Below are 24,407 nucleotides of genomic sequence, written 5' to 3' on the forward strand. Positions count from 1 at the left end.
CGCCGACCCGACGCAGTACCGTCACTCCGTCAATTTGGTTGAACGTTAGTTCAACTGTTCGGGGTCGGGGTAGGGCTCGAGAAGGAGTGGGAAGTCTGTGAAGAAGAACATGCGTCGGATGGTGGCGGGTGCGGGTACCGCGGTGCTGGCGGTGGGTGTCGCGACGTCGTTCGGTGCCGCGACGGCGAATGCGTTCTCGGTGAACACGAACGAGGGCATCGGCGGCCGCTGGACCATCGATCGGACCATCGAGGACGTACCGGCCGGCACCGGCACCCGGCCGGAGATCGGCAGCCGGATCAAGGTGAGCGCCACCCTCGGCACCGACAACGTGCTGCCTCCGACCGTCACCGCCGTCAAGGATGTGCACGATCCGTGCCTGACCTACGTGACGGACAGTTCCCGGATCAACGGCAAGGGTGTCGGCACCGAGTCCGAGGCCGACTCCGTCCGCATGACCGGATCCTGGATCACGAAGTCGCTCAGCTACGAGGTCCAGTACGACGTCACCCCGAACTGCGCGGTCGGCGTCGACCTGCTCTCGTCCGTCCACGTCGCGGCGAACCTGAGCCTCAGCACCACGCCCACCACGGTCGGCCCGACGTTCCAGGTCACGAAGGCGGCGACTGCCACGACCGTCACGGCCACCCCGGCCCCGCAGGCCGGTGCGGCCTCGACCCTGACGGCCACCGTCTCGGCGGGCGCCACCGGCGACGTCGAGTTCTCGAACGACGGCATCGTCCTGGGCACCGCCACCGTCGTCGACGGCACTGCCACCGTCGTGTGGACCCCGGCGGCCGCGGACGCCGACCGGCTGTACTCGATCACCGCCGCATACCGCGGTGACGCGAGCCACGAGGGGTCCGTCTCCGACCCGCTGACCGGCACCGTCGCACCGGCCGGCGGCACCGGGTCGCTCGGCTCCCTCGGCTCCCTGTCGGGACTGTTCGGTTCGCTGTTCTCGGTGTTCGGGACCCGCTAGACACCCGGGCCGTTCCCGGCGTCCGCTGCGCGGTGACTACCCGCAGCGGACGCCGGTGGCGTGGACGGGGCAGTAGCCGTTCGGGTTCTTCGCGAGGTACTGCTGGTGGTAGTCCTCGGCGTAGTAGAACGTGGTCAGGGGTGCGATCTCGGTGGTGACGACGCCGTAGCCGGCGTCGGCCAGCCTGCTGCCGAACGTGTCGGCGGTGGCCTCGGCGACGGCCGCCTGCTCCTCGGAGTTCGTGTAGATCGCGGACCGGTACTGGGTGCCGTGGTCGTTGCCCTGACGCATGCCCTGGGTGGGGTCGTGGTTCTCCCAGAACCGTGCGAGCAGGTCCGCGTAGGTCAGGACGGTGGGGTCGAACACGACGAGCACCACCTCGGTGTGTCCGGTACGGCCCGAGCACACTTCCTCGTACGTGGGGTTCGGGGTGTAGCCGCCCGCATATCCGGCGGCGGTCGAGTGCACGCCGTCGAGTTGCCAGAACTCCTTCTCGGCACCCCAGAAGCAGCCCATGCCGATCACCGCGGTCTGCAGGCCGTCCGGGAACGGTGGCTGCAACCGATGCCCGGTGACGTAGTGGGTGTCGGGTACCGGCAGGGGCGTCGCACGGCCGGGGAGGGCCTGCTCGGCCGTCACCATGTCCGCCGTGGGGCGGACGATCCGGCCGTCGAGCAGTTCATCGAACCAGGACATAGACCGATGCTACGCGCGGTCCCGCGCCTGCACCGGGGGCCGATCCGGCTCCGGCTCGGCGGGCTCGCGGTCCCGTCCGATGTTGCGGGTGCGGGCACCGATCCAGCGGGCGGCGGGCATCTCGATCCACCGGTGGACCGCGTCCGACACGGCAGCGGTGACGATCAGGAACGCGACGATCGCACCGGTGCGGCCCAGGACGTCCACGGTGTTCTCGTAGACCCGGTAGAGGATCAGGGTGTGCACGAGGTAGATCGCGTAACTGCGGGTCGCGATCCAGCGGACGACGGCCCAGCGGGTGGGCCGGCCCCGGTAGCGTCCGAGCACCAGGACGAGCGCGGTCACGACGGTGATGGTCCACAGGTAGCGGTCGCCGGCCCAGTAGACGCGGTATTCGGTGGCCAGGCGGACGACCTCGATCTGGGCGAGGACACCGACGAGCGTCCAGCGCCAGTCGACGAGGCGTGCGAGCCACAGGTAGATGAGCTGTCCGAGGAACACGGTCGGCAGGGTCGCGGCGACCTTCGACAGCATCGGCACCGTGTAGGGCTGCGGTGCGAACAGGTTGTAGGCGATGACCAGCGCGCACAGGGCTGCGCCGAGGAGAGGGACGACGATCGGCCGGGTGCGCAGGATCGGGCGGACGGCGACGCAGTAGAAGTAGAAGAGGACCTGCACGACGAGGGTCCACGTCACCCCGAGCACGGCGACCTCGGGCTTGAGGAAGAAACCGCCGAGCACGAAGCTCAGGGCGGCTTCGGAGTCGGAGATCCCGGTCTGCCCGCTGAACATGCCGTTGATGCCGAGACGGACCAGCAGGATCGCGGCGGCGATCGCGACCCAGAGCGCCGGCAGCAACCGTCCGATCCGGTCGAGCAGGAACCGTCCGGGGTGGTGCCGCATCGCGGAGCGGGTGATGACCGCACCGGTGAGCGTCATGAAGATCGCGACACCCACGAACGACAGGTGCTGGTTGAGGTTCAGTCCGTCGACGAACACGGCGTAGACGGCGTCGATCGCCCACCAGCCGGAGCCGAGGTCGTCGATGAGATAGAAGGATATGTGCGAGTAGAGGACGGCGAGGACCGCGATCGCGCGGAGCAGGTTCGCGCCGGTCAGTTCCACTCGAGGCGCCACCTCGGCCCGCGGATTTGGAGCGGGCGTCACGGAGGGCACCCCGCAATATTAAGGTTCCGTTCACCGTCCGGCCCAATTTCGCGTCGAGTCCGGGATGTCCGGGAGCCGGATTTCACAGCAGTTTAAGGATACCCAAACTTTTTTGTGCGGCCATTCCCTCATCGGCGGGGCAGTTGCGGAGGGTGTACCAATGAGATTGGGTTGATCATCAGTACGACCCATCGAACACACACGTCAGGGCGCCACGCCCCTGAGGAAGGGAAACTCGTGTCTGTTTACACGCTGCCCGATCTCCCCTACGACTACGCCGCTCTCGAGCCCCACATCTCCGGCAAGATCATGGAGCTCCACCACAGCAAGCACCACGCCGCGTACGTCGCCGGCGCCAACACCGCCCTCGAGAAGATGGCCGAGGCCCGCGAGAACGGCACGATGGCCGCGCAGGCCACCAAGCTGGAGAAGGACCTGGCGTTCCACCTCGGTGGCCACACCAACCACTCGGTGTTCTGGAACAACCTGTCCCCCGAGGGTGGCGACAAGCCCGAGGGCGAGCTGGCCGCCGCCATCGCCGACGCGTTCGGTTCGTTCGACGCGTTCCGCGACCACTTCTCGGCGAACGCCAACTCGATCCAGGGCTCCGGCTGGTCCATCCTGGCCTGGGATTCGATCGGCCAGCGCCTGCAGATCGTCCAGCTCTACGATCAGCAGGGCAACATCTCCATCGGCCTGGTCCCGCTGCTCATGCTCGACATGTGGGAGCACGCCTTCTACCTCGACTACCAGAACGTCAAGGGCGACTACGTCAAGGCTTTCTGGAACATCGTCAACTGGGCGGACGTCACCGAGCGCTTCACCAAGGCTCGCACCCAGACCGCCGGTCTGATCGTTCCCGCCTGATTTTCAGGTGTGACTCCGTCAGGAGTATCCGTCGACGCCGCGCCCGGCATGTCCGGGCGCGGCGTCGCGTGTTTCGTCACCCCTCGTCCGCCCACTCGGTAGCGTCGGCGTCATGACGGACACCACAGTCGAGACGATCGTGTCGGGTCTGGCCTTCCCGGAGTGCCCGCGGTGGCACGGCGGCCGGTTGTGGTTCTCGGACGTCTACCGCGGGCTGGTGTTGCGCCTGGATCCGGCGACCGGCGACGTCGAGCAGGTCGTGGAGGTGCCCGGGCATCCGGCCGGGCTGGGTTTCCTGCCCGACGGGCGTCTGCTGGTGGCGTCCGGGCAGGAGCGGAAGCTGTACCGCCTCGAGGACGACGGATCGTCGACCGTGCACGCGGATCTGCATGCGATCGCGTCGTGGCATCTCAACGACATGACGGTCGATCACCGCGGCCGTGCGTACGTCGGCAACTACGGTGACGACAGTGCTCCTCCGACGCCGCCGCGGCCGGCGGATCTGGCGATGGTGGAACCGGACGGTACCGCGCACGTGGTGGCGGAGCAGATGCTGTTCGCGAACGGGATGGCGATCACGCCGGACGGGTCGACGCTGATCGTGGCGGAGACACGGTCGACGCCGGGCCGGCTGTCGGCGTTCCGGATCGAGTCGGACGGCAGTCTGGTGGACCGCAGGGTGTTCGCCACGTTCGACGATCCGCACGTCATGCCGGACGGGATCGCTGTGGACGCCGAATCCGGGGTGTGGGTGGCGTCGCCGTTCAGCGGCGAGGTGATCCGCGTCGACGCCGGCGGCACGGTCACCGACCGGATCGCGGTGCCGTATCCGTATGCGGTGGCGCTCGGTGGCCCGGACGGTCGGGATCTGTTCGTGTGCACCGCGGACACGTGGATGCCGGACGAGGCGTTGCGGTTGCGCAGCGGCGCGATTCGGCGGGTGCGCGTGACGATTCCGGCGGCGCTGCCACATTCGTGAGCCTTCCCGAACTTCACCCGTTCGGTACTCCAAACTTATTGTGCCCTTTGCGTTTTCATGAAAGCACAACTATGGTCGACGCAGCGAAGGGGAGTAGCCTCCAATCGCTGCGTCGACATACTGGCCGGCACCTGTACGGTGTCCGCCCGGCGCAGCGGACCGGACGTGATCCGGTGGGCGAGACCTTCGGCCGTGAACGCATCCGCGCGTTCGGGGCCGGAGGAAGGTTTCCCGACATCCTCCGAGAACGAGACATCCGGAGGTTCGATCGACATGCTGGCCGCGATCCTGCTGAGTTTCGGCGTCATCTTCGTCGCCGAACTGGGCGACAAGTCCCAGCTCATGGCGATGACATTCGCACTGCGCTACCGCTGGTGGGTGGTGATCGCCGGCATCACCGTCGCAACCACCGTCGTCCACCTGGTGTCCGTCGGTGTCGGCCATTTCCTGGGGGCCGCGATCCCCACCACCGCGATGTCGATCCTCGGCGGCATCGCGTTCGTGATCTTCGGTCTGTGGACGCTGCGCGGCGATTCCCTCTCCGACGAGGAGGAGCAGAAGGCCCGCAAGGTGACCGGGTCGGCGTTCCTGGCGGTGGCGTCGGCGTTCTTCCTCGCCGAACTCGGCGACAAGACGATGCTCGCCACCGTCACCCTGGCCGCCGACCACGACTGGGTGGGCGTGTGGATCGGGTCGACGATCGGCATGGTCGCCGCGGACGCCCTCGCGATCGTCGTCGGCGCTCTGCTCGGCAAGCATCTGCCGGAGGCCGTCGTCCGGATCGGGGCGGCGGTGCTGTTCTTCGCGTTCGGTGCCTGGTTGCTGCTCGAGGGCCTGGTACCGGGCAGCCCGGCCGGGGTGATCGCCGCCGGCGTGATCGTCGTCGCCGCGGCGGTGGCCGCGCTCGCACGGCGGATCGTGACCCGGTCCCGTGTCTCGGAAGATCCGGTCGACGCGCCGCACACGTCGTAGACGGACTCCATGGACCAGACTGGTCGCATGGATCAGACGCAGCCCGACCTGCTCGCACCCCTCGGTGATCTCGCCGTGTTCGCCGGACGCTGGGTCGGCGGCGGCGCCGGTCACTATCCGACGATCGACGACTTCACCTACGACGAGGTGATCGAGTTCGAGCCGAGCGGCAAACCGTTCCTGTTCTACCGTTCCCGGACCCGCAAGCCCGGTGGCGGTCAGCCGATGCACACCGAGACCGGCTATCTGCGGCCGGCGGGCAGCAGCGTCGAACTGCTCGTGACGCAACCGACCGGTTTCGTGGAGATCCAGCGCGCGGAGTCGGTCGGCGGTGTCCTCGATTTCACGCAGCACACGCTAGGCCTGTCGCCGGACGCGAAGCCGGTCCACGGGATCCGACGCCGGTGGGAGCTGAGCGCAGACGGGCGGACACTCGCGTACGACATGTGGATGGCGTTCGACGACGTCCCCATGACGCATCATCTGCGGGCGGAACTGCGCCGGGCCAACTGAGCAATCCGCGTGAACCGGCCACAGCCGTGTCCGCGGCTCCTACACTCGCGGGAATGGCCGACGATCCGCGCAGCACCCGTGTTCATGCCTTCCGTGACGACGCCCTCGGCGAGTTCGACGCCACCGGGGTGGCCGCCCGCATCGCGTCCGGGGAGGTGTCGGCGCGGGAAGTGATGGAGGCCGCGATCGAGCGCGCCGAATCCGTGCAGGGGCCGTTGAACGGCATCCAGGCACGAGACTTCGAGCGGGCGCTGCGGTCCGCGGACATGCCGCGTCCCGGCGTGTTCTCCGGGGTGCCGACGATCGTGAAGGACAACGTCGACGTCGCCGGCCTGCCCACCGGTCAGGGCAGTCACGCGTTCACCCCGTCCCCGGCGCCCCGCAACAGCGCGTTCGTCGACCAGTTGCTGTCGACGGGTGCGGTGTCGATCGGTAAGAGCCGGCTGCCGGAGTTCGGGTTCAGTGCGTCCACCGAGTACCCGAGCGACGATCCCGTCCGCAATCCGTGGAATCCGGAGTACTCGTCGGGGGCGTCGTCGGGTGGCGCGGCCGCCCTGGTGGCGTCGGGGGCGTTGCCGTTCGCGCACGCCAACGACGGTGGCGGCTCGATTCGGATCCCCGCGGCCGCCTGCGGTCTGGTCGGGTTGAAGCCGACCCGCGGCCGGACGGTGGCGGACGCGACGGACAAGACGATGCCGATCCGGATCATCGGCCAGGGCGTGGTGACTCGCTCGGTGCGCGACAGCGCTCGCTTCTACGCGGCCGCCGAAACCTACTACCGCAACCCGAAGTTGGCGCCGGTCCGGCTGGTCGAGGGGCCGGGATCGACGCGGCTGCGGGTCGGGATGATCGTCGACTCGGTGACGTCGGTGCCCACCGACGACGAGACCCGCAAGGCCGTGCACGCCACCGCGGATCTGCTCGAGTCGCTCGGCCACCGGGTCGAGGAGGCGCCCCTGCCGGTCGGCATCGAGTTCCTGCACGACTTCCAGATGTACTGGGGTTTCCTGTCGTTCGCGCTCCTCACCGGCGGCAAGAAGATGTTCGGTCCGACGTTCGACGCCGCGAAGACCGACAACCTCAGCCGCGGTCTGGCCGCGATGTACCGCAAGCACATGGTCGAGACGCCACGGATGCTGTACCGACTGCAGCGCACCACCCGGCTGTATGCGCGCCTGTCCCAGTCGTACGACGTGATCCTCTCCCCCACCCTCGGCCACACCACCCCGAAGATCGGATACCTTTCCGCCGCACTCGATTTCGAGACCCTGTTCGAACGGCTGACCAACTACGCGTCGTTCACGCCGCTCAACAACGTGGCCGGCGGGCCCGCGATCTCACTGCCGCTGCACCGGACGTCGACGGGACTGCCACTGGGCGTGCACTTCTCCGCCGCCCACGGCGACGAACGCACCCTCCTCGAACTCGCGTACGAGTTGGAGGCGGCGGCGCCGTGGGCGCGGATCCAGGACCCGGACTGACCGTCACCGGCCGTCCGGGTCGGCATTCTCGCCGGCCAGGATCAGATACAGGGCACGCCGGGCCTCGGTGAGGATCTTCTCGGCGGCCGCGACCTGGGCGGGGGTGCCGGACATCTGCACCTGACGGGCGGCACCGTGCAGGTCGTGCAACGGTCCGCGCAGGTCGACTCCGGCGCCGGCGAAGGCGAACGGGTCGCCCCACGATGCGGCGTTGCCCTCGACGTGTTCGCGTCCCGCGGCGGTGAGGGTGACGAGTTTGCGTCCGCCCTCCGCGGTGGTGTGCACCAGACCCTCGTCCTCCAACTGCTGGAGGGTGGGATAGATGGCACCGGCACTGGGCCGCCAACCGCCGTTGGTGCGGTCCGCGATCGTCTGCATCAACTGGTAGCCGTACATCGAATCCTCCTGCAGCAGCAGGAGAACCGCGGCACGGACATCGCCTCGTCCGGCGCGGCGCGGACCGCCGCGGCCGCGACCTCCCGGTCCACCGTGTCCCCGACCGCCCCGCATACCGGGACCACGTGGATCCTCGGCGTCGAACGGGCGGTGATGGCGGCGACGGCGGTGCATTTCCTCGCCCCACGCGGGGTGTCCGTGCATGCGTTCCGGCCCTCGCCGGTGGTTCGTGTTCCTCATCGGTTTCTCCTTCCATCAGCAACCGATACGATCACGATATATCGTGACTGTGTTTTTAAAAAGAGGCGCCTGCGGCACCCGTGCGCCTTTCTGGTAGCTACAACTACCAAAAAGGCGCACAGGACCTACCGCGGCGCCTTGAGTTGCATCCAGGCGAGGACGTCGAGGATGCGGAGGGCCGGGATCGTGTCGGGGAGTCCGGCCTGGTCGTGGAGTGCGACGAGGCGCCGGTGCAGGGCGCGGTCGTCGGCGCGCAGGGCCTGCCGGACGGGTTCGAGGTGTGCCTGCTTGGTGCCGAGGACTTCACCGACGACGCGGTCGTAGATCGGGTAGAGCCGCGGGCGTTTGCGGGCGATGAGCTTGGAGGCGACGGTGCGCCCGATGCTCGGGATGGTCCACAGCGCGGTCTCGAGCTGCCATGCCGGCCAGTCGGGGGTCAGTTCGTCGGGCTCGTCGACGAGATCACGGTCGGGGCCGACGGCGCGCAGCAGGGCGGTGAATTCGTCGCGGCGCTGCCGGAGCAGGATGTCGGCGCCGTCCGGGGACACGTCGACGGACAGGCAGGTCACGGCGACGAGGTCGTCGGCGGTGAACACGTCCGCGTCGGCGCCGCGGGTCCCGGTGGTGTCCCAGCCGTCCCACAGGGCGCCGCTGCGGAGGCGTCCGGTCTTGATCCAGGGGCGGCGGAAGTAGTCGTGCAGGACGTCGACGGCCGCGGCATCGTCACCCGCGGTGAGGATCTTGGGGAGCCGAATCGTCATGTCACTCTTCCTCGTCGATCACATCGAGGATGTGCTGCGCGAACGACCGGTTGTGCTGCTGCGCGTAGGGGCCGCGCCCCTTGCTCGCGAGTTTCTCGGCGAGCGGGGCGATGGTGGTTTCGTCGAGGGGCAGGGTGAAGAACTGGTCGTCGGCGCCCTCGTCGGAGAGGAACCAGTCGATGAGCACACCGTCGCCGTCGGCGGCCTCGTGATCGATTTTCTTCAGACGCAGCATGGGGTTGGCGAGGGCGAGGCCGTCGAGACTGTATCCGGTGCTGCGCTGCAGCGCGGACAGGGACGTGACGAGCACGGTGCGGTAGTCGACGGTTTCCCCGTTCTCGAGGTATCGCTCCACGTAGAGCACCTCCATCGGGCCGACGGCGAGCGTGAACAGCCGTTCGCGTTCGTCGGTCTTGTTCGACGGCAGGCAGGTGATCGTCCACCGGTCCACCTCGTCGGACGCCGGATCCTCGAACGCCGACGCAAGATAGCCGGCGATGAGGTCGACGACCACGTCGAAGAACGGATCTTGTTGCAGCTTCGAGAAATTGGCTTCAGTGGCGGCAGGGTCGATGTCGGTCACGAGAGGTCCTCAGGTAGACGAGTGGTGCACTCAATCTACTGGAACCGCGGACTCCATCCGGTAGTCGTCGAGCGGGAACCGTTGCGCTTCCGAGAATGCGTTGGCTGTGGACGTCGGACGCAGCAGTGCGGCCTCGCCGTGTTGGTTGAAGTAGTAGGAGCGGGCCGTGCCACAGCTGCCGCCGTAGAAGACGGAGTCGTCGAGGTTCGCTGTCATGCGGTCGAGGAAGCGGGTGTTGGCGTCCTCGGTGACCTCGAAGACGTCGGTGCCGCGGCGCCGCATCTCGGTGAGCAGCCTGCTCATGTGCGCCATCTGCGATTCGATGGTGGTGAAGTAGGACAGTCCGCTGTACGAGTAGGGGCTGGCGAGGCTGAGGAAGTTCGGGAACTTCGGCACCGCCATCCCCTCGTATGCTTGGAATCGGTTGTCCCGCCACCACTTCCCGAGGTTGCGGCCGTCGCGTCCGATGACCTCGATGGCGGGGAAGTTCACGTCCCACAGGTTGAAGCCGGTCGCCAGGATCAGGGTGTCGATCTCGGTGCGGCGGCCGTCGGCGGTGACGATCGCGTCCGGTTCGATCAGATCGATCGACGTCGTCTCGAGGTGCACGTGCTCCTGGGTGAACGTGCGGTAGTAACTGTTGGAGAAGGTGGGCCGTTTGCAGCCGAAGTCGTAGTCGGGGGTCAGTTTCCGACGCAGATCCGCGTCCCGCACCTGCGCCCGCAGGAACAACTTCGATGCTGCGGCGGCGCCCTTGTTGAGGAACTTCGCCTGCCGGTAGTGCAGCACCGCGCTCACCATGATGCCCTCGAGGATCGTGTCGCTGACGAAACGCGCCACCCGCTGCGTCACCGGAACCCGCGCGAAAACCCGTTGCGCCACAGCGGGAATCGGCACATCCGCCTTCGGCACCACCCAGATCGGGGTGCGCTGGTAAACGGTGAGGTCCGCGGCCTGCCGGGCCACCTCCGGGATCAACTGGACGGCGGTGGCACCGGTGCCGATGATCGCGGCCCGCGACCCGGCCAACTCGATCCCGTCCTCCCACGCCGTGGTGTGCAGAATGCGTCCGGCGAACGTGTCGATGCCGTCGATGGCCGGTAGTTGCGGCTGCGACAGGAACCCGGTCGCGGTGAGCAGGTAGCGGCCGGTCACCTGCTCACCGCTCTCGGTCGACACCACCCAGTGCCGGGCGTCGTCGTCCCAGCGGGCACCGGTGACGACGGTCCCGAACCGCATGTGGCGGCGCAGACGGTATTTGTCGGCGACGTGCTCGGCGTACCGCTTGAGTTCGGCGCCCGGCGCGAACAGCCGCGACCAGTGCGGGTTCGGTTCGAACGAGTACGAGTAGGTGACCGACGCGATGTCCACCGCCAGGCCCGGATAGCGGTTGACGTGCCAGGTGCCGCCGAGGTCGTCCTCGCGTTCGAGGATCGCCAGGTTCTCCAGACCGAGCCGGTTCAGGGCGATCGCGGCACCCATCCCGCCGAAGCCGGCACCGACGATCACTGCGTCGTACTGCGTGTTCCGCTCCACGGGTTCACCCTTCCCCAGGTATATGTCACTGTCAGTATCACTCACATGGACGTGGGCGGCCAGGGTTTCGACCCGATCCGACGCCTGGAACCGGGAACGCGACCGGTGCGTCTGTTCTCATGGGTACTGCTGCACGATCGAGGGAGACGCGATGAGGACGACGTATCGGCACGGACTCGCGATCGGGCTCGCGGCCGGACTGCTGGCCCTCACCGGCTGCTCCGGCACCACCGTCGCCGGACAGGCCGGGACGCCGACGCCCGCGGACGGGGAACCCGCCCTCGATCCGTGCACCGTCCCCGACGACGCCCTCCGCGCCGCCGGCGTCGACCCGGCCACCGAGTCCCGCGACATCATGGGCGTCAAACAGCCCGGCTGGAGCCTGTGCCGGTGGCGGGGGCCGGATTACTTCGTCACGATCTTCGCGACGGGACGTCCCCTCGACGACATTCTCGCGAACGACCGCTTCACCGACGTCACCCCCGTCGCGGTGGACGGCCGTGACGCGGTGACGGTTCGCGAATCCAACGACACCCGCAACGAATACTGCGACGTCGTGTTCACCACCGGTACCGACACCGTCATGGTCAAAACCACGCTACTCGAGGGACTGCCCCCTGCGGGCAGCCCGTGTCCACGGGCCGTCCGCACCGCCGAGGTCCTCACCCCGCATCTCTCCCGCTGACCGGAAGGCATCCTCGATGACCGACAACCTGTCCTGGCCCGAGATCGGTGCGCTCGTCGATGCCGGTCAGCTCACCATGGAACCCGGTACCGCCGAGCAGTGCGCGGCCCGCTGCACCCGGTTCATCGAACAACTCCAGGCCATCAAGATCCAGTCCGGTGAACTCACCCGCATCGACGGGCTGGGACATCTCCCGTCCGGTATCGCGTTGGCCCGCAAGTTCGAACAGAAGGCGTCCGGCGGCGAGTATTCACTCGATCAGGCGCTCGACGACAATATTTCCGTCGTGAAGCAGATGCGGGCGGTGTTCGAGAAGATCGCCGCCGACTACAACACCGCAGAGGAGTCGAACACGCAGGCGCTCAACGTGTTCGATACCGGAAACTGATAGTCAGCGGTGGACGGCGACGGCATCGATCTCGACCGTCGCCCCGTAGGGAAGTCCGCTGACACCGACGAAGGTGCGGGCGGGGCGTGGGGCGTCGAAGATGCGCTCGAACTGCTGGTTCGCTTCGTCGCGCAGCGACAGGTCGGTCACGAAATAGGTGAGTTTCACAACGTCTTTCAGTTCACCGCCGACGGTTGCGAGTCGGTCGACCATACGGTCGATCGCGGCGTCGAGTGCCTCCGTCCGACCGGGCACGGCGACACCGTCGGCGGTGACGGACAGCGCCCCGGACACGAACACGAATCCACCGGCGACGAAGGCCGGGCTGTACGGGTGGTCGGCGGACACCTCGGTCATCGACATCGGGATTCCCTCGAGTAGTAGGCAGCAGCGAGTGTGTCCGACCATAGCCCGCGGGTGGGCCTCCAGCGATACGGACACGTCACCGTGACGATCCCCACGATCGACCTGCACACTTGGCAACTTGTCGGCCCCCTGCCGTACTTTCTGCCGAGTGATGGAACCCTGGTCTCCCGCGCAGGTCGCGGCCGCGGCACCCGATGCGGCGTCGCTGGCGGCGGCGCGGTCGCTGGCATCGAAGTGGTCGGACCTGGGTGGCGACGACGTCGCCCTGTGGGGGTCGTGCCGGGGCAGCGGGAAGACGCCGTACCGGGCTGCGGTCGATCTGACGGGACCCGCGTACCGGTGTTCGTGCCCGAGCCGCAAGTTCCCGTGCAAACATGCGCTCGGCCTGCTGCTGTGCTGGTCGGAAGGCCGGATCCCGGCCGGGACGGCCCCCGAGTTCGTCACCGACTGGCTCACCGGACGGGCCGCGCGGGCCGCCGCGACACCCGTCGCCGACGCCGCCCCGGATCCCGCCACGGCCGAGCGTCGCACCGACCGGATCGCCGCGGGTCTCGACGAGTTGGACCGCTGGCTGACGGACCGGATCGTCGCCGGTCTCGGCTCGGTCTCCCACGACGCCGCAGCCTACGACGCGATCGCCGCCCGTATGGTCGACGCGCAGGCCCCCGGTGTCGCCGCCACGCTGCGGTCCCTGCCCGCGCTGGTCGCGTCCGACTCGGACTGGCCGGCGCCGCTGCTGGCCGCGTACGCACGCCTGCACCTGCTGATCCGTGCGTTCCGGGACCGTGACCGGCTGCCCGACGCGTTGAACCACACCGTCGCAACACATCTCGGCGTGCCGGTGCGCGCCGACGACGTCCGCGCTGCACCAGCGATCCGGGACCACTGGCGGGTGCTGGCGGTTCGCACCACCGAGGAGGGCCGGTTGATCGCCCGCCGGACGTGGCTGCTCGGACGCGACACGCGACGCTGGGCACTGCTCCTCGATTTCGCACACGGTAGCGCCCAATTCTCCACGGCAGCACCGATTCCCGGGACCGTTGTGGACGCCGACCTGCACTACTATCCCGGTGCGGCACCGCTGCGCGCGCTCCTGGGTACCCGGCACGACGCCCCGAGACCGTGCCCCGCGCCACCGGCCACCGACCTCGACACCGCCCTCGACGGCTACACTGCCGCCCTGGCCGCCGACCCGTGGCTGCGAGCATGGCCGATGCTGCTCGCCGACGTCACCCCCACCGTCACCGCAGGCGTCTGGCACGTCGTCGACACGGCCGGACGCGCCCTCCCGGTCGGCGGCGGCGACGCGTCCCGTTGGCGGCTGCTGGCGGTGTCCGGTGGGCATCCGGTGACGGTGTGCGGCGACTGGGACGGCTCCACCCTGATCCCGGTCTCCGTGTTCGATGCGGGGGCGGTGGTCGCGGCATGAACCGCCCCTATCCGGAAAAACTCGCTGCGGCAGCCCTTCTCGGCACCGCACGCTCGACGCTACCCCTGACCGAACTGCACACCGCGTCGGCGGCAGAGGTGCTGGACGCCGATCCCGCGACGACACTGCTCGCGGCCGCGGCGCTCGAGTCGGCTTTCCTGTCCGGTGCCGCCGTCCCCACCACGGTGCCGGTTCCGGCGCCCGCCCCGACCGATCCGCGGCCGGCCCTGCCGGATGCGGCGGTCGAACGGCTACGCTCGCTGCTCGTCGTGGATTCGTCGTTGATTCCCGAATGGTTTTCGGCGGCAGCCGGTTTCCGTCCCTCGACGCATCTGCTGGTGGAGGTGCTCGAGGCCGCCCTGCGCCGCACCGCGCGCCGGGACCGGCTGGTGGAGTTGGCCGGACCGCGTGGGCAGTGGCTCGCCGCCCGCAACCCGGACTGGGCGCCGCTGCGTCTGCCCGACCCGTCGGACGACGAGGACTGGCGACACGGCACCCCCGCCGTCCGGTTGCTCTGGTTCGCGGCGCTGCGGCGTACCGACCCGGCCGCCGCCACCGCGCTCCTCGCTACCGCATGGACGTCCGAGAAAGCAGACATGCGGGCCACTCTCCTGGCGGCGCTCGCGGACGGCCTCGGTGCCGGCGACGAATCCCTGCTCGAGCGGGCCCTCGACGACCGCGGCCAGCGGGTCCGGCAGACAGCGGTCGGACTGCTGGCACGCCTGCCGGGGTCCGCTTTCGGACAGCGGATGGCGCAGCGGCTGCGGGACTGGGTGTCGGTCTCCGGCACCGTCGTGACCGTCACGCTGCCCGACGTCCAGGACGACGCCGCCCGCCGCGACGGTCTCGACGAGCGGACCGCCCGCCGTCCGGACGCACTGCTCACCGCGGCCGTGCAGGCGGCGCCGCTGTCGGTGTGGGCGGATCTCGGGGTCTCCACGGAGTCGTTGCCGCACATCACCGTTGCCGAACCGTTCACCACCGCCACCGAGATCGCGTGGTCGACGGCCGTCGCCGTGCAGGGCGACACCGACTGGGCGCTCGCACTGCTGCGCCGGGACGGCACCGTCACCGCCCCCGTCGCCCGGCACCTGCCGCGGGACGTCGTCGTGGCACGTCTGCTCGCCACCCCGGACGGCGCGGTACCCGACGCGAACCTGCTCGAGGCGCTGCCCGCGCCGTGGCCGCATCACGTGGCCGCCGCCGTCCTCGGCGCGGTGTACGCGGCGCGGGCCCCGCTCGCCGAGTTGCGGTATCCCATCGATCTGCTCGGACATCGGGCGCCGTTCGAGTTCCAGGACGCCCTGTCCGAGGCCGCCACCCGCGCCGGGCACCTCGATCGGCTCGCCTTGTTCGCGGCCGCCGCCGACATCCTCACCCACCGCCGACACCTGCATCAGGAGCTGACATGACCGACACCGTTTCCGTCGAGACCGCCGAGCCTGCCGAACCCGCCCTGCTGCGCCCGCACGCCGAGCAGCAGTACGCCGGTGAGCTGGCGGCACTCGCCGCGGCCGACGACCGGCCCCGGCCGCCGTCGTGGCGGCTGTCGCCGCAGGCGGTGGTGACGTATCTGCTCGGGGGGACTCTGCCCGACGGCACCGTGATCTCCCCGAAGTACATCGGCCCGCGCCGGCTGATGGAGGTCGCGGTCGCGACTCTCGCCACCGACCGGGCGCTGCTGCTGCTCGGGGTGCCGGGCACCGCGAAGACGTGGGTGTCCGAGCATCTGGCGGCGGCAATCTCCGGGGAGTCGACGCGGCTCGTGCAGGGCACCGCGGGCACCGCGGAGGAGGCCGTCCGGTACGGCTGGAACTATGCGCGCCTGCTCGCGGAAGGTCCGTCGGAGGCCGCGGTGGTGCCGTCGCCGGTGCTGACCGCGATGCGGGACGGTGCGATCGCCCGCGTCGAGGAACTGACCCGCATGCCCGCCGACGTGCAGGACGCGCTCATCACGATCCTGTCGGAGAAGACGCTGCCGGTGCCCGAGCTCGGCACCGAGGTGCAGGCGGCGAAGGGCTTCAACGTCATCGCCACCGCCAACGACCGGGACCGCGGCGTCAACGAGCTGTCGTCGGCGCTGCGCCGCCGCTTCAACACCGTCGTGCTGCCACTGCCCGCGTCCGCGGACGACGAGGTCGCGATCGTGGCGCGCCGTGTCGAACAGCTCGGCGGCGCACTGGAACTACCGCCCGTCCCGGCGGCCGCGGAGGAGATCCGCCGCGTCGTCACCGTGTTCCGGGAGTTGCGTGACGGGGTGACCGTCGACGGCCGCACCAGGGTGAAGTCGCCGTCGGGCACGCTGTCGACGGCGGAGGCCATCTCGGTGGTCACCAACGGTCTCGCGTTGGCCGCGCACTTCGGGGACGGCACCCTGCGTGCGGGGGACGTCGCGGCCGGGATCCTCGGCTCGGTCCTCAAGGATCCGGTCGCCGACCGCGTGGTGTGGACCGAATATCTCGAGGCCGTCGTGCGGCACCGCAGCGACTGGGACGACTTCTACCGGGCGTGCCGCGAGGTGACCGGGTGACCACAGTGCAGGTCCGGGTGTTCGGCGTCCGGCACCACGGGCCGGGGTCGGCGCGGGCGGTGCTGCGGGCGTTGGACGCGTTCGAGCCGGATACCGTCCTCATCGAGGGCCCGTCCGACGCCGACGCCCTCGCCCCGCTCGCCCTCGACGACGACCTGCGCCCACCGGTGGCACTGCTCGGGTATGCGGCGAACGAGCCTGCGCGGGCGGCGTTCTGGCCGTTGGCCGGGTTCTCCCCGGAGTGGCAGGCGCTGCGCTGGGCTCTGCACCACGACGCCGACGTCCGCTTCTGCGATCTGCCGGCGGCACTCGCGCTGGCCGCGGACCGTGCCCCCGACGCCGACCGGCCGGATCCGTTGACCGCGCTGGCCGCCGCGGCCGGCTACGACGACTTCGAACAGTGGTGGGACACCGTCGTCGAATCCCGCTGCCCCGGTGAGGATGCCGATCCATCGGAGGCCTTCGGCGCGATCACCGACGCGATGGCGGTGCTGCGTGAGGGCCACGACCTCGACGAGCACACCGCCCGCCGCGAGGCCCACATGCGGCAGGTGCTGCGGGCCACGATCAAGGCCGGGGCGCTGAAGGTCGCGGTGGTGTGCGGGGCCATGCACGCACCCGCACTCGCCGGCAAGCTCGGCCCGGCCGCGCCGGACGCCCGGCTGCTGCGCGGACTACCGAAGGTGAAGGCGTCACTCACATGGGTGCCGTGGACGCATTCCCGGCTGTCGGTGGCGTCCGGCTACGGTGCGGGCATCGTCTCCCCCGGCTGGTACGAGCACCTGTTCACCGCCGGCGACCACCCGACGGCCCGCTGGTTCACGACGGTGGCGCGGGTACTGCGCAACGAGGACCTGCCGGTGTCCAGTGCGCACGTCATCGAGGCCGTCCGGCTCGCGGACACGCTTGCGGCACTGCGGGATCGACCGCTGCCCGGCCTCGAGGAGGTTACCGAGGCCACCCGGGCGGTGCTGTGCGACGGCGACGACCTGCTGCTCGACCTGGTGACCCGGCGGCTCGTCGTCGGCGAGGCGCTCGGCGACGTTCCCGCATCCGCACCGACCGTCCCCCTCGACACCGATCTGCAGGCCAGGTCGAAGTCGTTGCGGCTCAAGCGTTCCGCCGCTGCGAAGGAACTGAACCTGGATCTGCGGACCGACCTCGACCGGCAGCGGTCGCAGCTGCTGCACCGGCTGCGACTGCTCGACGTGGACTGGGCGGAACCCGCCCGATCGACGGTGCGGTCGGCCGGCACGTTCCGGGAGACGTGGAAGCTGCGGTGGGAGCCGGAACTCGCGGTCGCCGTCGTCGAGGCGGCCCGCTGGGGAACCACCGTCGAGTCCGCCGCGGACACGGTGGTCCGGGACCGGGCCGCGCGACCGGACGTCACCCTCGGCGAGGTCACCGCACTGCTCGAACAGTCACTGCTCGCGGATCTGCGCGACGCCGTCACCGACCTGCTGGCCGCTGTGGACGCGGCCGCCGCCCTCGACCACGACGTCGCGCACCTGATGGCGGCCCTGCCCCCGCTGGTGCGGACGCTGCGCTACGGCGACGTGCGCGGCACCGACCTGTCCGCCCTCGACGCGGTGGTCGATGCGCTGCTGGTGCGGATCTGCGCGGGCCTGCCCGCCGCCGTCACCGGCCTCGACACCGACGCCGCGGACGCCCTGCGCGCCGCCCTCGACGACGTGCACGCCGCCGTGACACTGCGCGACGATCCGGCGTCCACGAGGCGCTGGCTGGGCACGCTCGAGACGCTGTCGCGGCGCGACGACGTCGACGGCCTGCTCACCGGCCGCACCGTGCGCCTGCTGCGCGACGTGGGCCGACTCGACACGGCCGCCACCACCGTCCGGGTGGGGCGGGCACTGTCGGCGGGTGTCGCCGCGGCCGCGAAGGCCCGCTGGATCGACGGGTTCGCCGGCGGCAGCGGCCTGCTGTTGGTCCACGACCGGGAACTGCTCGGGCTCGTCGACGCGTGGGTGTCCGGACTGCACGCCGACGAGTTCCTCGACGCACTGCCGGCGCTGCGACGCACGTTCGGCGGGTTCGGCCCGGCGGAACGCCGCACCCTCGGCGACATCGTCCGCGGCGGGACCCGTGCCGCCACCGGCGATCTCGCCCTCGACACCGACCGCGGCAGGCGGGCCCTCGCCGCCACCGCCCTGATCCTGGGGGTTCCGGCATGAGCACACCGGTCGACGACGAACGCCTGCGCCGCTGGCGACTGCTCCTCGGGGACGCCGCCGAGGAGTCGACGGGCACGCTGGCGTCGGCATCGGACACCGCGATGGACGCGGCCCTGTCCGCGCTGTACGACGACCGCGGGACCGTCGACGGGAAGACCGGGCGCTCCGCCGGGCTCGGCGGGTCGGCGCCGCGGGTGGCGCGCTGGCTCGGCGACATCCGCACCTACTTCCCGGTGTCGGTGGTGCAGGTGATGCAACGCGACGCGATGGACCGGCTCGGGCTCACCCAACTGCTGCTCGAGCCGGAACTGCTCGAGGCCGTCGAACCGGACGTGCACCTGGTGGGGACGCTGCTGAGCCTGAACCGGGTGATGCCCGAGGCCACCAAGGCGACGGCCCGGACGGTGGTGGAGACCGTCGTCCGGCAGCTCGAGGAACGCCTGGCCCGTGCCACCCGGTCCGCGGTGACCGGGGCCCTGAACCGGGCGTCCCGCACCACCAACCCGAAACTGCGGGACCTCGACTTCCACCGCACCATCCGCGCCAACCTGCAGCACTACCTGCCCGAGTACCGGACGGTGGTGCCGGAGAAGCTGATCGGCTACGGGCGCCGCTCGCAAGCCGTGCAGCGGGACGTGGTCCTCGCGATCGACCAGTCCGGGTCGATGGCGTCGAGCGTCGTGTACGCGTCCGTGTTCGGTGCGGTCCTCGCATCGATGCGGGCGCTGCGCACGTCACTGGTCGTGTTCGACACCGCGGTGGTCGACCTGACCGACAAACTGGCCGACCCGGTCGACGTGCTGTTCGGCACCCAACTCGGCGGCGGCACCGACATCAACCGGGCCATCGCCTACAGCCAGTCACTGATCACCCGACCCACCGACTCGCTGTTCGTGCTCATCTCCGACCTGTACGAGGGCGGGATCCGCGCCGAGATGCTGTCCCGCGTCGCCGCGATGCAGGCCGCCGGCGTCCAGGTGGTGGTGCTGCTGGCCCTGTCCGACGACGGCGCCCCCGCCTACGACCGCGACAACGCGGCCTCGCTTGCCGCACTGGGAGTTCCGGCGTTCGCCTGCACCCCGGACCGGTTCCCGGAACTCCTGGCACTCGCCCTCGAACGCGGCGATGTGGGTGCGTGGGCGCACCGCAGCGATCAGCGACTCGACCAGTCCTCGGAACCACGCTCGGTGCGTCCCTGATCGCTCGGCCAGTGAGGTTCCCCCCACACCGGCTCGGGCCGCGACGACGCGGCCCCGGCGAGTGGCCCCGGTTTCGGTGCGGCCCGTCGGCGAGGGATGCGTGCGCGAAGCCATATCGTCCAGTGCTCGAGCCGCTCGAGCTGCTCCCGTCGACGCGCTCGCCGTTGCGCCTGGCCCAGTGCCGCGTCCACACTGCCGAACAGACCGTTCACGTCGATCGGCGGCAGAACGACCCGATCGAGCAGCCCGTCCATCGACCTGAACTGCTCCGCCCCGGACAGCGCCAGCAGGCTGTCGACCCACGAATGCGATCGATCACCGAGGACCGTGTCCTGAAGCTTCTGCACATCGAGGCCCGTCACGCACCTCGACACCGACCCTAGATCCGGCACGTCGACGAACTGCACCGCCGGCGCGTCGAAGACCAGTACGATCTCACTCTCCTGCTCGTCGGTGCCGTGCTGGTTCGCTGCGATCAAACGGAACTGCCCGGACTGCCTCAGTTGCAGCTGTACGAAGTTACCCGCACCGATACCGAACGTACGGGTCTCGCCCCACGGGGTCTCGAGGGTCAGGGACCGGCGCCCCGTCACCTCCCATGAGATCTCGACTGTCTGCCCACGCATCCCCCGGATCGGGTTCACCACGAACGAGCCGATGGACGGTGGCCGTGACAACGCCTGCACTCGCCCGTGGAAGTACTGGTACCAGGCGTCCGCGGTCGGTCGAGCGGACACGTCCGACCCCAGTGCCGCTGCCACCATGCCGATTCCGGCGTCGTCGAGACGCCCGGTCAGCCCGGACAGCTTCTCGTCGACCGAAGCACCGGACGTGAGGATGTCGTGGAACAGAATCCCCATCTTGAACCGATCGGTGGCAGACGTCTGCGGAACTTGCCCGTGCCGACACTCGGGCGGCCGGGTTCCCGGCGCATGCGGTTGCTCGAACGTCGGTGACGATTCCACCCGCACCGACTCCACCCCGGTCAACATCGCCTGCGACGGCGCCGTGCAGTGCACCATCCCGACCTGATCGACAGCACCGACGACGACACCCCGAGCATGCAGGAAATCCACCACACGAGCGATACCCGCGCACACCGCCATGCGGGTACGTACGTCCGCTGCATCGACCACCGAGCCGGCACCCGCCCGTCTGGCACGGTCCGGTTCGACAAGCCAGTCCACGGTCCGCAACGTCGACACGGGGCCTGTGGACTGGACGATCGCACCCTCGACGAATCGATCAGGTATCGCGGTCGTCACGTATCCGACCGGCGCTCCTTCGTCCTCCACGATCGCCAACGGCCATGCCGCGAGGGAATCGAGCAGCCGCCGGTCACTGTCGGACAGTTTCCGGCGAAAATCGATGAGCGCCTCCAGATTCGCCACCGACCCCGAGCCCGCAACCTGCAGATCGTTGTATGCACATGCGGGTGTACCGGTGAGCGCTGCCGGTGTCCTGATCTCGTGGACCGTCCCGAACGGGCCCTGGTTCCACTCACGCACGAACGTCAACTGCGAACGGTCGATCGACACCGTCTGCCTTCCTCCACGGCCACCGCCGGCTCTACCCGACGGCATAGTTCACCTCCCCGATATGTGCGGTCAACCGATCCGACTCGGCCCACTCCCGCGCAGTGAAGTCGGCGCCGGTGACGACGTGTCCGAGAAGCGAATCGCACAACAGCCGAACAGGATCCGAATCGCTACCGTCGATCGCCACCGTGCGCGCGGCGTGCCACGCGGTATGCAGACGAGGCAGGCCCTCGGCCGCGTCGGACCCGATCGCGAACACGATCGTCACCCAGCCCGGACCCGACTCGTCCACTGGTGGGACACCGTCGTCTCCGGCACCGTCCACCAGGACGACCCGCACACCGTGTTCGGACACGACCGTCGGTCCCCCTGCGTCGGCGGCCCCGATACCCGCAAGCATCGTCTCCGGCTTGCCGAGGACCGTCACACCGTCTCGCGCACTGTCGACGACCGACTGCCGGCCGGCACCTTCGACGACAACCCTGAGCAGGCTCTCCAACCGTGGGCTGACCAGGAATTGGTCCCCCAGCCACCGGAGCACGGGCACGGCGGACCCCACTGCGGAACCGTCAGCGCCGGAATCCTTCAGCGGTAGGTGCAGTAACAGTACGAACCGTTCGATCGGTTCGACGTCGATCTCGAACTTCGTCATCTGCACAGCCGAGCCGCCGTCAATTGAAGGTCGTCCGGTCGACAGGAGCCGTCACACGGCCGTCGTCGGCACCCGACAGCCACACGGGGCCGACCGCCCCGGTAGGTGCCGATGTTCCCGTGGCGTGCGCCCGGTCACCGGGCTTCGCCAACCGGACGCCGGCGGGCGCGGTCGCCTCGTCCCGCAACGACCTCGACCACTCACGCATCCGCTCTGCGGACACCCGCTTGGCGTGCGCCGACCACTCCACGAGGGCTTCCTCGACCAGCTCTGCCTGATGCTCGACGACCGTGTCGTTGATCTTGAGGATCGTCGCGTGCTGCTGCTCGATCCGTGACTTCTCGGCGTCGAGTTCGGCCTGCCTGCGCAGATCGTCGACCTGCCTGCGCTTCTCGACTTCCTCGGTGGCCTCCCGCGCTTCCTCGGTGTCGAACTGTTCGACCGCGATGTCGTAGGAGGTGGGCGTCCCGAAGTTGGACATCACCTTGAACAGAACCGGGAGGATCTCCAAGCACATGAACAGCAGCATCACCATCAGATGGGCGTTGGCGGCGGTCGCGTTGCCCGCCGTCAGGTCACCGAGCGCCTTCAGCCGCGAGATGATGCCGGTGTTCGCCTGCTCCAGTTCCCAGCTGCTGTCCTGTGCGCTGCGGATCTGGTCGCGCAACTGGTCCACCTTGCGCTCCACGATCGGAAGCTCCACCTCCGCATCGGCGATGGCCTTCTTGCTCTCCTCGAGAAGAGAGCCTTCGATGCTGTGGACGTAATCGACCGACTCCTGCTGCTTCGCGGCGATCTCGCCTCGCGTGGCCTCGAAACGCTGCTCGGCGTCCGACGCCAGCCGTTTCTTCTCGACACACATCGCGGCGCAGCCCGCGACACCGGTTCCAGCCGTACCCTCTTCTTCCGCAACCGCACCGGCACGGAGTTCGTCCGCTTTCGCCTTCTCCGTGTCCGCCCGCGCCTCGAGCTTCTCGACATCGGCAGCGATCGCCTTGACCCGCGGGTTGGCCGACGGATCGGCGGTGGGACCGGTGTTGATCATGCTGCGGAGCTCGTACATCCGCGTCTCCGCGGTCGCCAGATCCTCGTTTGCCGTCGACTCGTTGATCGACGACCGCAGTTCCTCCTGCGCCACCAGGATGTTCTTGTTCAGCTGCGCCGAGATCTCGGTGTCGAACACCTTGAGCATCAGTGGAGTCGAGATGACCGCACCGATGACGAACGCCAGTGCCACTCGGGGCAGGGCCATCGCGATCGCACGCCAGCCCTTCTCCTTCGCGAGACCGATCACGAGCAGACGGTCCAGGTTGAGGATCGCCACACCCCACACCAAACCTGCCAGCACACAGACGAACCCACTCGCCACACCGGTGATCGACAACGCGTACGCCGCCGACATCGCCGCGAAACCTGCGGTCGTCAACAGGACCGCACCCATCGCGGTCTGCTTCGCAACCGATCCCGGAACGTGTTTCAGGACGTCCACGCGGGCGCCCGCGATGCGCGCGAGGAGGTAATTCATTTCGATCCTTTCGAGGGGCCGACGACCCGGGGCTGCGCGCGTCGCACAGCGGACTGCGGGGAATACAGTGCAACTGCGATCGGAATCCCGATGTACAGCAGTGCAATACAGAGCATCGTCGGCAGCGCTGTCGGCATCTGCCACAGCCGCAGATAGCCGACGACGGAATAACAGGGCTCCGACACGGCCGTTCCTACGACCCCTTGGATCCATTGACACGTCGTGTACGACGGTATCCCCGGGGACGGACCGTAGATCGACTCCGGAATCCCGGCCAGCAACAGTGGCTGCCCGGACGCCTCGGCCGCGACGAACGGTGTCGCCATGGCGTGTAGGTCCCCGCGGAAGAACACCTGCGCGACGGGTACCGAGAGGACAGCCGCCAGCAGCGCCAACCGCACGTACCACCACAGTTTCGGCTGCCGTACCGCCCGCACACCCGCATCAGGATCCGGCGGCACGAACCTCCGACGCACAGTGCGGAGAATCCGCCGGTACATCACGGCCCCCGCAACTCCTGCGAGGTATCCGAGCGGCCACCAGGTCACACTCGCTGCCGCCACCGCGGACACCACCGGCATCCCGGCGACGACCATCAGGCAGATATCGAAGGAATCCCCCAGGCGTCGCTGGAGACTCACCCACCGCGCTCCCCGGAACACGTCACGCACAGCGATGGTCCCTCCCAGGTAATCGGCCGACAGTCGGTGAACAGCAGGAGTGCCCGAAC

24 protein-coding genes are annotated in these 24,407 nt (G+C 69.2%); 13 read left to right on the forward strand and 11 right to left on the reverse strand.

Annotation, left to right across the window (positions count from 1 at the left end):
* Positions 1–97: 97 nt before the first annotated feature.
* Positions 98–982: an Ig-like domain-containing protein gene (locus E0497_RS00250; protein ID WP_137722780.1), complete on the forward strand. Its 885-nt coding sequence runs from the start codon at positions 98–100 to the stop codon at positions 980–982.
* 36 nt (positions 983–1,018) lie between these two features.
* Here E0497_RS00250 and msrA read toward each other — a convergent pair whose 3' ends face one another.
* Both msrA and E0497_RS00260 read right to left on the reverse strand, forming a co-directional pair.
* A complete protein-coding gene (gene msrA, locus E0497_RS00255; protein WP_137722781.1) occupies positions 1,019–1,678 on the reverse strand; it encodes a peptide-methionine (S)-S-oxide reductase MsrA in 660 nt (219 codons plus the stop codon).
* Between the two features lie 9 nt (positions 1,679–1,687).
* Positions 1,688–2,803 carry an acyltransferase family protein gene (locus E0497_RS00260; protein ID WP_137723134.1) on the reverse strand — a complete coding sequence of 372 codons (1,116 nt, stop codon included), beginning with the start codon at positions 2,801–2,803 and terminating at the stop codon, positions 1,688–1,690.
* Positions 2,804–3,082: 279 nt separating this feature from the next.
* Here E0497_RS00260 and E0497_RS00265 point away from each other — a divergent pair, with 279 nt between their 5' ends.
* From E0497_RS00265 to E0497_RS00285, 5 genes are all read left to right on the forward strand, one after another.
* The gene (locus E0497_RS00265) at positions 3,083–3,712 is read left to right on the forward strand and encodes a superoxide dismutase (RefSeq protein WP_137722782.1); all 630 of its coding nucleotides are present in this window, start codon (positions 3,083–3,085) and stop codon (positions 3,710–3,712) included.
* 112 nt (positions 3,713–3,824) lie between these two features.
* Positions 3,825–4,691 carry an SMP-30/gluconolactonase/LRE family protein gene (locus E0497_RS00270; RefSeq protein ID WP_137722783.1) on the forward strand — a complete coding sequence of 289 codons (867 nt, stop codon included), beginning with the start codon at positions 3,825–3,827 and terminating at the stop codon, positions 4,689–4,691.
* A 273-nt stretch (positions 4,692–4,964) separates the two neighbouring features.
* Positions 4,965–5,663 (forward strand): TMEM165/GDT1 family protein, encoded by a 699-nt coding sequence (locus tag E0497_RS00275; RefSeq protein ID WP_137722784.1) that lies wholly within the window; start codon positions 4,965–4,967, stop codon positions 5,661–5,663.
* A gap of 27 nt (positions 5,664–5,690) precedes the next feature.
* Positions 5,691–6,176 (forward strand): heme-binding beta-barrel domain-containing protein, encoded by a 486-nt coding sequence (locus E0497_RS00280; RefSeq protein ID WP_137722785.1) that lies wholly within the window; start codon positions 5,691–5,693, stop codon positions 6,174–6,176.
* A 53-nt stretch (positions 6,177–6,229) separates the two neighbouring features.
* Positions 6,230–7,657, forward strand: coding sequence for an amidase (locus E0497_RS00285; RefSeq protein ID WP_137722786.1), 1,428 nt, complete (start codon positions 6,230–6,232; stop codon positions 7,655–7,657).
* Positions 7,658–7,660: 3 nt separating this feature from the next.
* Here the strand turns inward: E0497_RS00285 and E0497_RS00290 are convergent, their stop codons facing one another.
* The 4 genes from E0497_RS00290 to E0497_RS00305 all read right to left on the reverse strand — a co-directional run bounded on the left by E0497_RS00290 (position 7,661) and on the right by E0497_RS00305 (position 11,173).
* Positions 7,661–8,293 (reverse strand): PadR family transcriptional regulator, encoded by a 633-nt coding sequence (locus tag E0497_RS00290; protein WP_137722787.1) that lies wholly within the window; start codon positions 8,291–8,293, stop codon positions 7,661–7,663.
* A 125-nt stretch (positions 8,294–8,418) separates the two neighbouring features.
* Complete coding sequence (locus tag E0497_RS00295) at positions 8,419–9,054, reverse strand: DUF6308 family protein (protein ID WP_137722788.1); 636 nt, start codon at positions 9,052–9,054, stop codon at positions 8,419–8,421.
* A 1-nt stretch (position 9,055) separates the two neighbouring features.
* On the reverse strand, positions 9,056–9,637 hold the full coding sequence (locus tag E0497_RS00300; protein ID WP_137722789.1) for a hypothetical protein: 582 nt from the start codon (positions 9,635–9,637) through the stop codon (positions 9,056–9,058).
* A gap of 30 nt (positions 9,638–9,667) precedes the next feature.
* Complete coding sequence (locus tag E0497_RS00305) at positions 9,668–11,173, reverse strand: flavin-containing monooxygenase (RefSeq protein WP_137722790.1); 1,506 nt, start codon at positions 11,171–11,173, stop codon at positions 9,668–9,670.
* Between the two features lie 151 nt (positions 11,174–11,324).
* On the opposite strand from E0497_RS00305, the gene E0497_RS00310 reads away from it, so the two are divergent.
* Positions 11,325–11,858 carry a DUF3558 domain-containing protein gene (locus E0497_RS00310; protein ID WP_137722791.1) on the forward strand — a complete coding sequence of 178 codons (534 nt, stop codon included), beginning with the start codon at positions 11,325–11,327 and terminating at the stop codon, positions 11,856–11,858.
* Between the two features lie 16 nt (positions 11,859–11,874).
* On the forward strand, positions 11,875–12,246 hold the full coding sequence (locus tag E0497_RS00315) for a hypothetical protein (protein ID WP_137722792.1): 372 nt from the start codon (positions 11,875–11,877) through the stop codon (positions 12,244–12,246).
* Positions 12,247–12,249: 3 nt separating this feature from the next.
* On the opposite strand, the gene E0497_RS00320 is transcribed toward E0497_RS00315, so the two are convergent.
* Positions 12,250–12,609: a RidA family protein gene (locus tag E0497_RS00320; protein WP_137722793.1), complete on the reverse strand. Its 360-nt coding sequence runs from the start codon at positions 12,607–12,609 to the stop codon at positions 12,250–12,252.
* Positions 12,610–12,760: 151 nt separating this feature from the next.
* Here E0497_RS00320 and E0497_RS00325 point away from each other — a divergent pair, with 151 nt between their 5' ends.
* From E0497_RS00325 to E0497_RS00345, 5 genes are read left to right on the forward strand one after another with little or no spacing between them, the layout of a single operon-like run.
* On the forward strand, positions 12,761–14,041 hold the full coding sequence (locus tag E0497_RS00325) for an SWIM zinc finger family protein (RefSeq protein WP_137722794.1): 1,281 nt from the start codon (positions 12,761–12,763) through the stop codon (positions 14,039–14,041).
* Positions 14,038–15,453: a DUF5691 domain-containing protein gene (locus E0497_RS00330; RefSeq protein ID WP_137722795.1), complete on the forward strand. Its 1,416-nt coding sequence runs from the start codon at positions 14,038–14,040 to the stop codon at positions 15,451–15,453. Before E0497_RS00325 ends, E0497_RS00330 begins: the two co-directional genes overlap by 4 nt.
* Positions 15,450–16,571, forward strand: coding sequence for an ATP-binding protein (locus tag E0497_RS00335; RefSeq protein ID WP_137722796.1), 1,122 nt, complete (start codon positions 15,450–15,452; stop codon positions 16,569–16,571). The genes E0497_RS00330 and E0497_RS00335 overlap by 4 nt, the downstream gene beginning before the upstream one ends.
* The gene (locus tag E0497_RS00340; RefSeq protein ID WP_137722797.1) at positions 16,550–18,763 is read left to right on the forward strand and encodes a DUF5682 family protein; all 2,214 of its coding nucleotides are present in this window, start codon (positions 16,550–16,552) and stop codon (positions 18,761–18,763) included. Before E0497_RS00335 ends, E0497_RS00340 begins: the two co-directional genes overlap by 22 nt.
* Positions 18,760–19,962 (forward strand): VWA domain-containing protein, encoded by a 1,203-nt coding sequence (locus E0497_RS00345; RefSeq protein ID WP_137722798.1) that lies wholly within the window; start codon positions 18,760–18,762, stop codon positions 19,960–19,962. The genes E0497_RS00340 and E0497_RS00345 overlap by 4 nt, the downstream gene beginning before the upstream one ends.
* Here E0497_RS00345 and E0497_RS00350 read toward each other — a convergent pair.
* Genes E0497_RS00350 through E0497_RS20360 form a run of 4 tightly spaced genes read right to left on the reverse strand, consistent with a single transcriptional unit; the run spans position 19,917 to position 24,318 of the window.
* Positions 19,917–21,500, reverse strand: a complete 1,584-nt coding sequence (locus tag E0497_RS00350; RefSeq protein ID WP_137722799.1) for a hypothetical protein — start codon at positions 21,498–21,500, stop codon at positions 19,917–19,919. The two genes, E0497_RS00345 and E0497_RS00350, sit on opposite strands and share 46 nt — an antisense overlap.
* A 31-nt stretch (positions 21,501–21,531) precedes the next feature.
* Positions 21,532–22,152 carry a hypothetical protein gene (locus E0497_RS00355; RefSeq protein WP_137722800.1) on the reverse strand — a complete coding sequence of 207 codons (621 nt, stop codon included), beginning with the start codon at positions 22,150–22,152 and terminating at the stop codon, positions 21,532–21,534.
* A 19-nt stretch (positions 22,153–22,171) separates the two neighbouring features.
* Complete coding sequence (locus E0497_RS00360) at positions 22,172–23,677, reverse strand: DUF4407 domain-containing protein (RefSeq protein ID WP_161987368.1); 1,506 nt, start codon at positions 23,675–23,677, stop codon at positions 22,172–22,174.
* The gene (locus E0497_RS20360; RefSeq protein ID WP_161987369.1) at positions 23,674–24,318 is read right to left on the reverse strand and encodes a hypothetical protein; all 645 of its coding nucleotides are present in this window, start codon (positions 24,316–24,318) and stop codon (positions 23,674–23,676) included. Before E0497_RS20360 ends, E0497_RS00360 begins: the two co-directional genes overlap by 4 nt.
* Positions 24,319–24,407 lie beyond the last annotated feature (89 nt).

Origin of the sequence: Prescottella subtropica, from assembly GCF_005434945.1 — a bacterium.
Lineage (GTDB): Bacteria > Actinomycetota > Actinomycetes > Mycobacteriales > Mycobacteriaceae > Prescottella > Prescottella subtropica.

Coding starts and splice junctions, on each gene's coding strand:
- msrA (WP_137722781.1), bottom strand. CDS start 1,678: ATGTCCTGGTTCGATGAACTGCTCGACGGCCGGATCGTCCGCCCCACG.
- E0497_RS00270 (WP_137722783.1), top strand. CDS start 3,825: ATGACGGACACCACAGTCGAGACGATCGTGTCGGGTCTGGCCTTCCCG.
- E0497_RS00275 (WP_137722784.1), top strand. CDS start 4,965: ATGCTGGCCGCGATCCTGCTGAGTTTCGGCGTCATCTTCGTCGCCGAA.
- E0497_RS00280 (WP_137722785.1), top strand. CDS start 5,691: ATGGATCAGACGCAGCCCGACCTGCTCGCACCCCTCGGTGATCTCGCC.
- E0497_RS00285 (WP_137722786.1), top strand. CDS start 6,230: ATGGCCGACGATCCGCGCAGCACCCGTGTTCATGCCTTCCGTGACGAC.
- E0497_RS00290 (WP_137722787.1), bottom strand. CDS start 8,293: ATGAGGAACACGAACCACCGGCGAGGGCCGGAACGCATGCACGGACAC.
- E0497_RS00295 (WP_137722788.1), bottom strand. CDS start 9,054: ATGACGATTCGGCTCCCCAAGATCCTCACCGCGGGTGACGATGCCGCG.
- E0497_RS00310 (WP_137722791.1), top strand. CDS start 11,325: ATGAGGACGACGTATCGGCACGGACTCGCGATCGGGCTCGCGGCCGGA.
- E0497_RS00315 (WP_137722792.1), top strand. CDS start 11,875: ATGACCGACAACCTGTCCTGGCCCGAGATCGGTGCGCTCGTCGATGCC.
- E0497_RS00320 (WP_137722793.1), bottom strand. CDS start 12,609: ATGTCGATGACCGAGGTGTCCGCCGACCACCCGTACAGCCCGGCCTTC.
- E0497_RS00330 (WP_137722795.1), top strand. CDS start 14,038: ATGAACCGCCCCTATCCGGAAAAACTCGCTGCGGCAGCCCTTCTCGGC.
- E0497_RS00335 (WP_137722796.1), top strand. CDS start 15,450: ATGACCGACACCGTTTCCGTCGAGACCGCCGAGCCTGCCGAACCCGCC.
- E0497_RS00345 (WP_137722798.1), top strand. CDS start 18,760: ATGAGCACACCGGTCGACGACGAACGCCTGCGCCGCTGGCGACTGCTC.
- E0497_RS00355 (WP_137722800.1), bottom strand. CDS start 22,152: ATGACGAAGTTCGAGATCGACGTCGAACCGATCGAACGGTTCGTACTG.
- E0497_RS00360 (WP_161987368.1), bottom strand. CDS start 23,677: ATGAATTACCTCCTCGCGCGCATCGCGGGCGCCCGCGTGGACGTCCTG.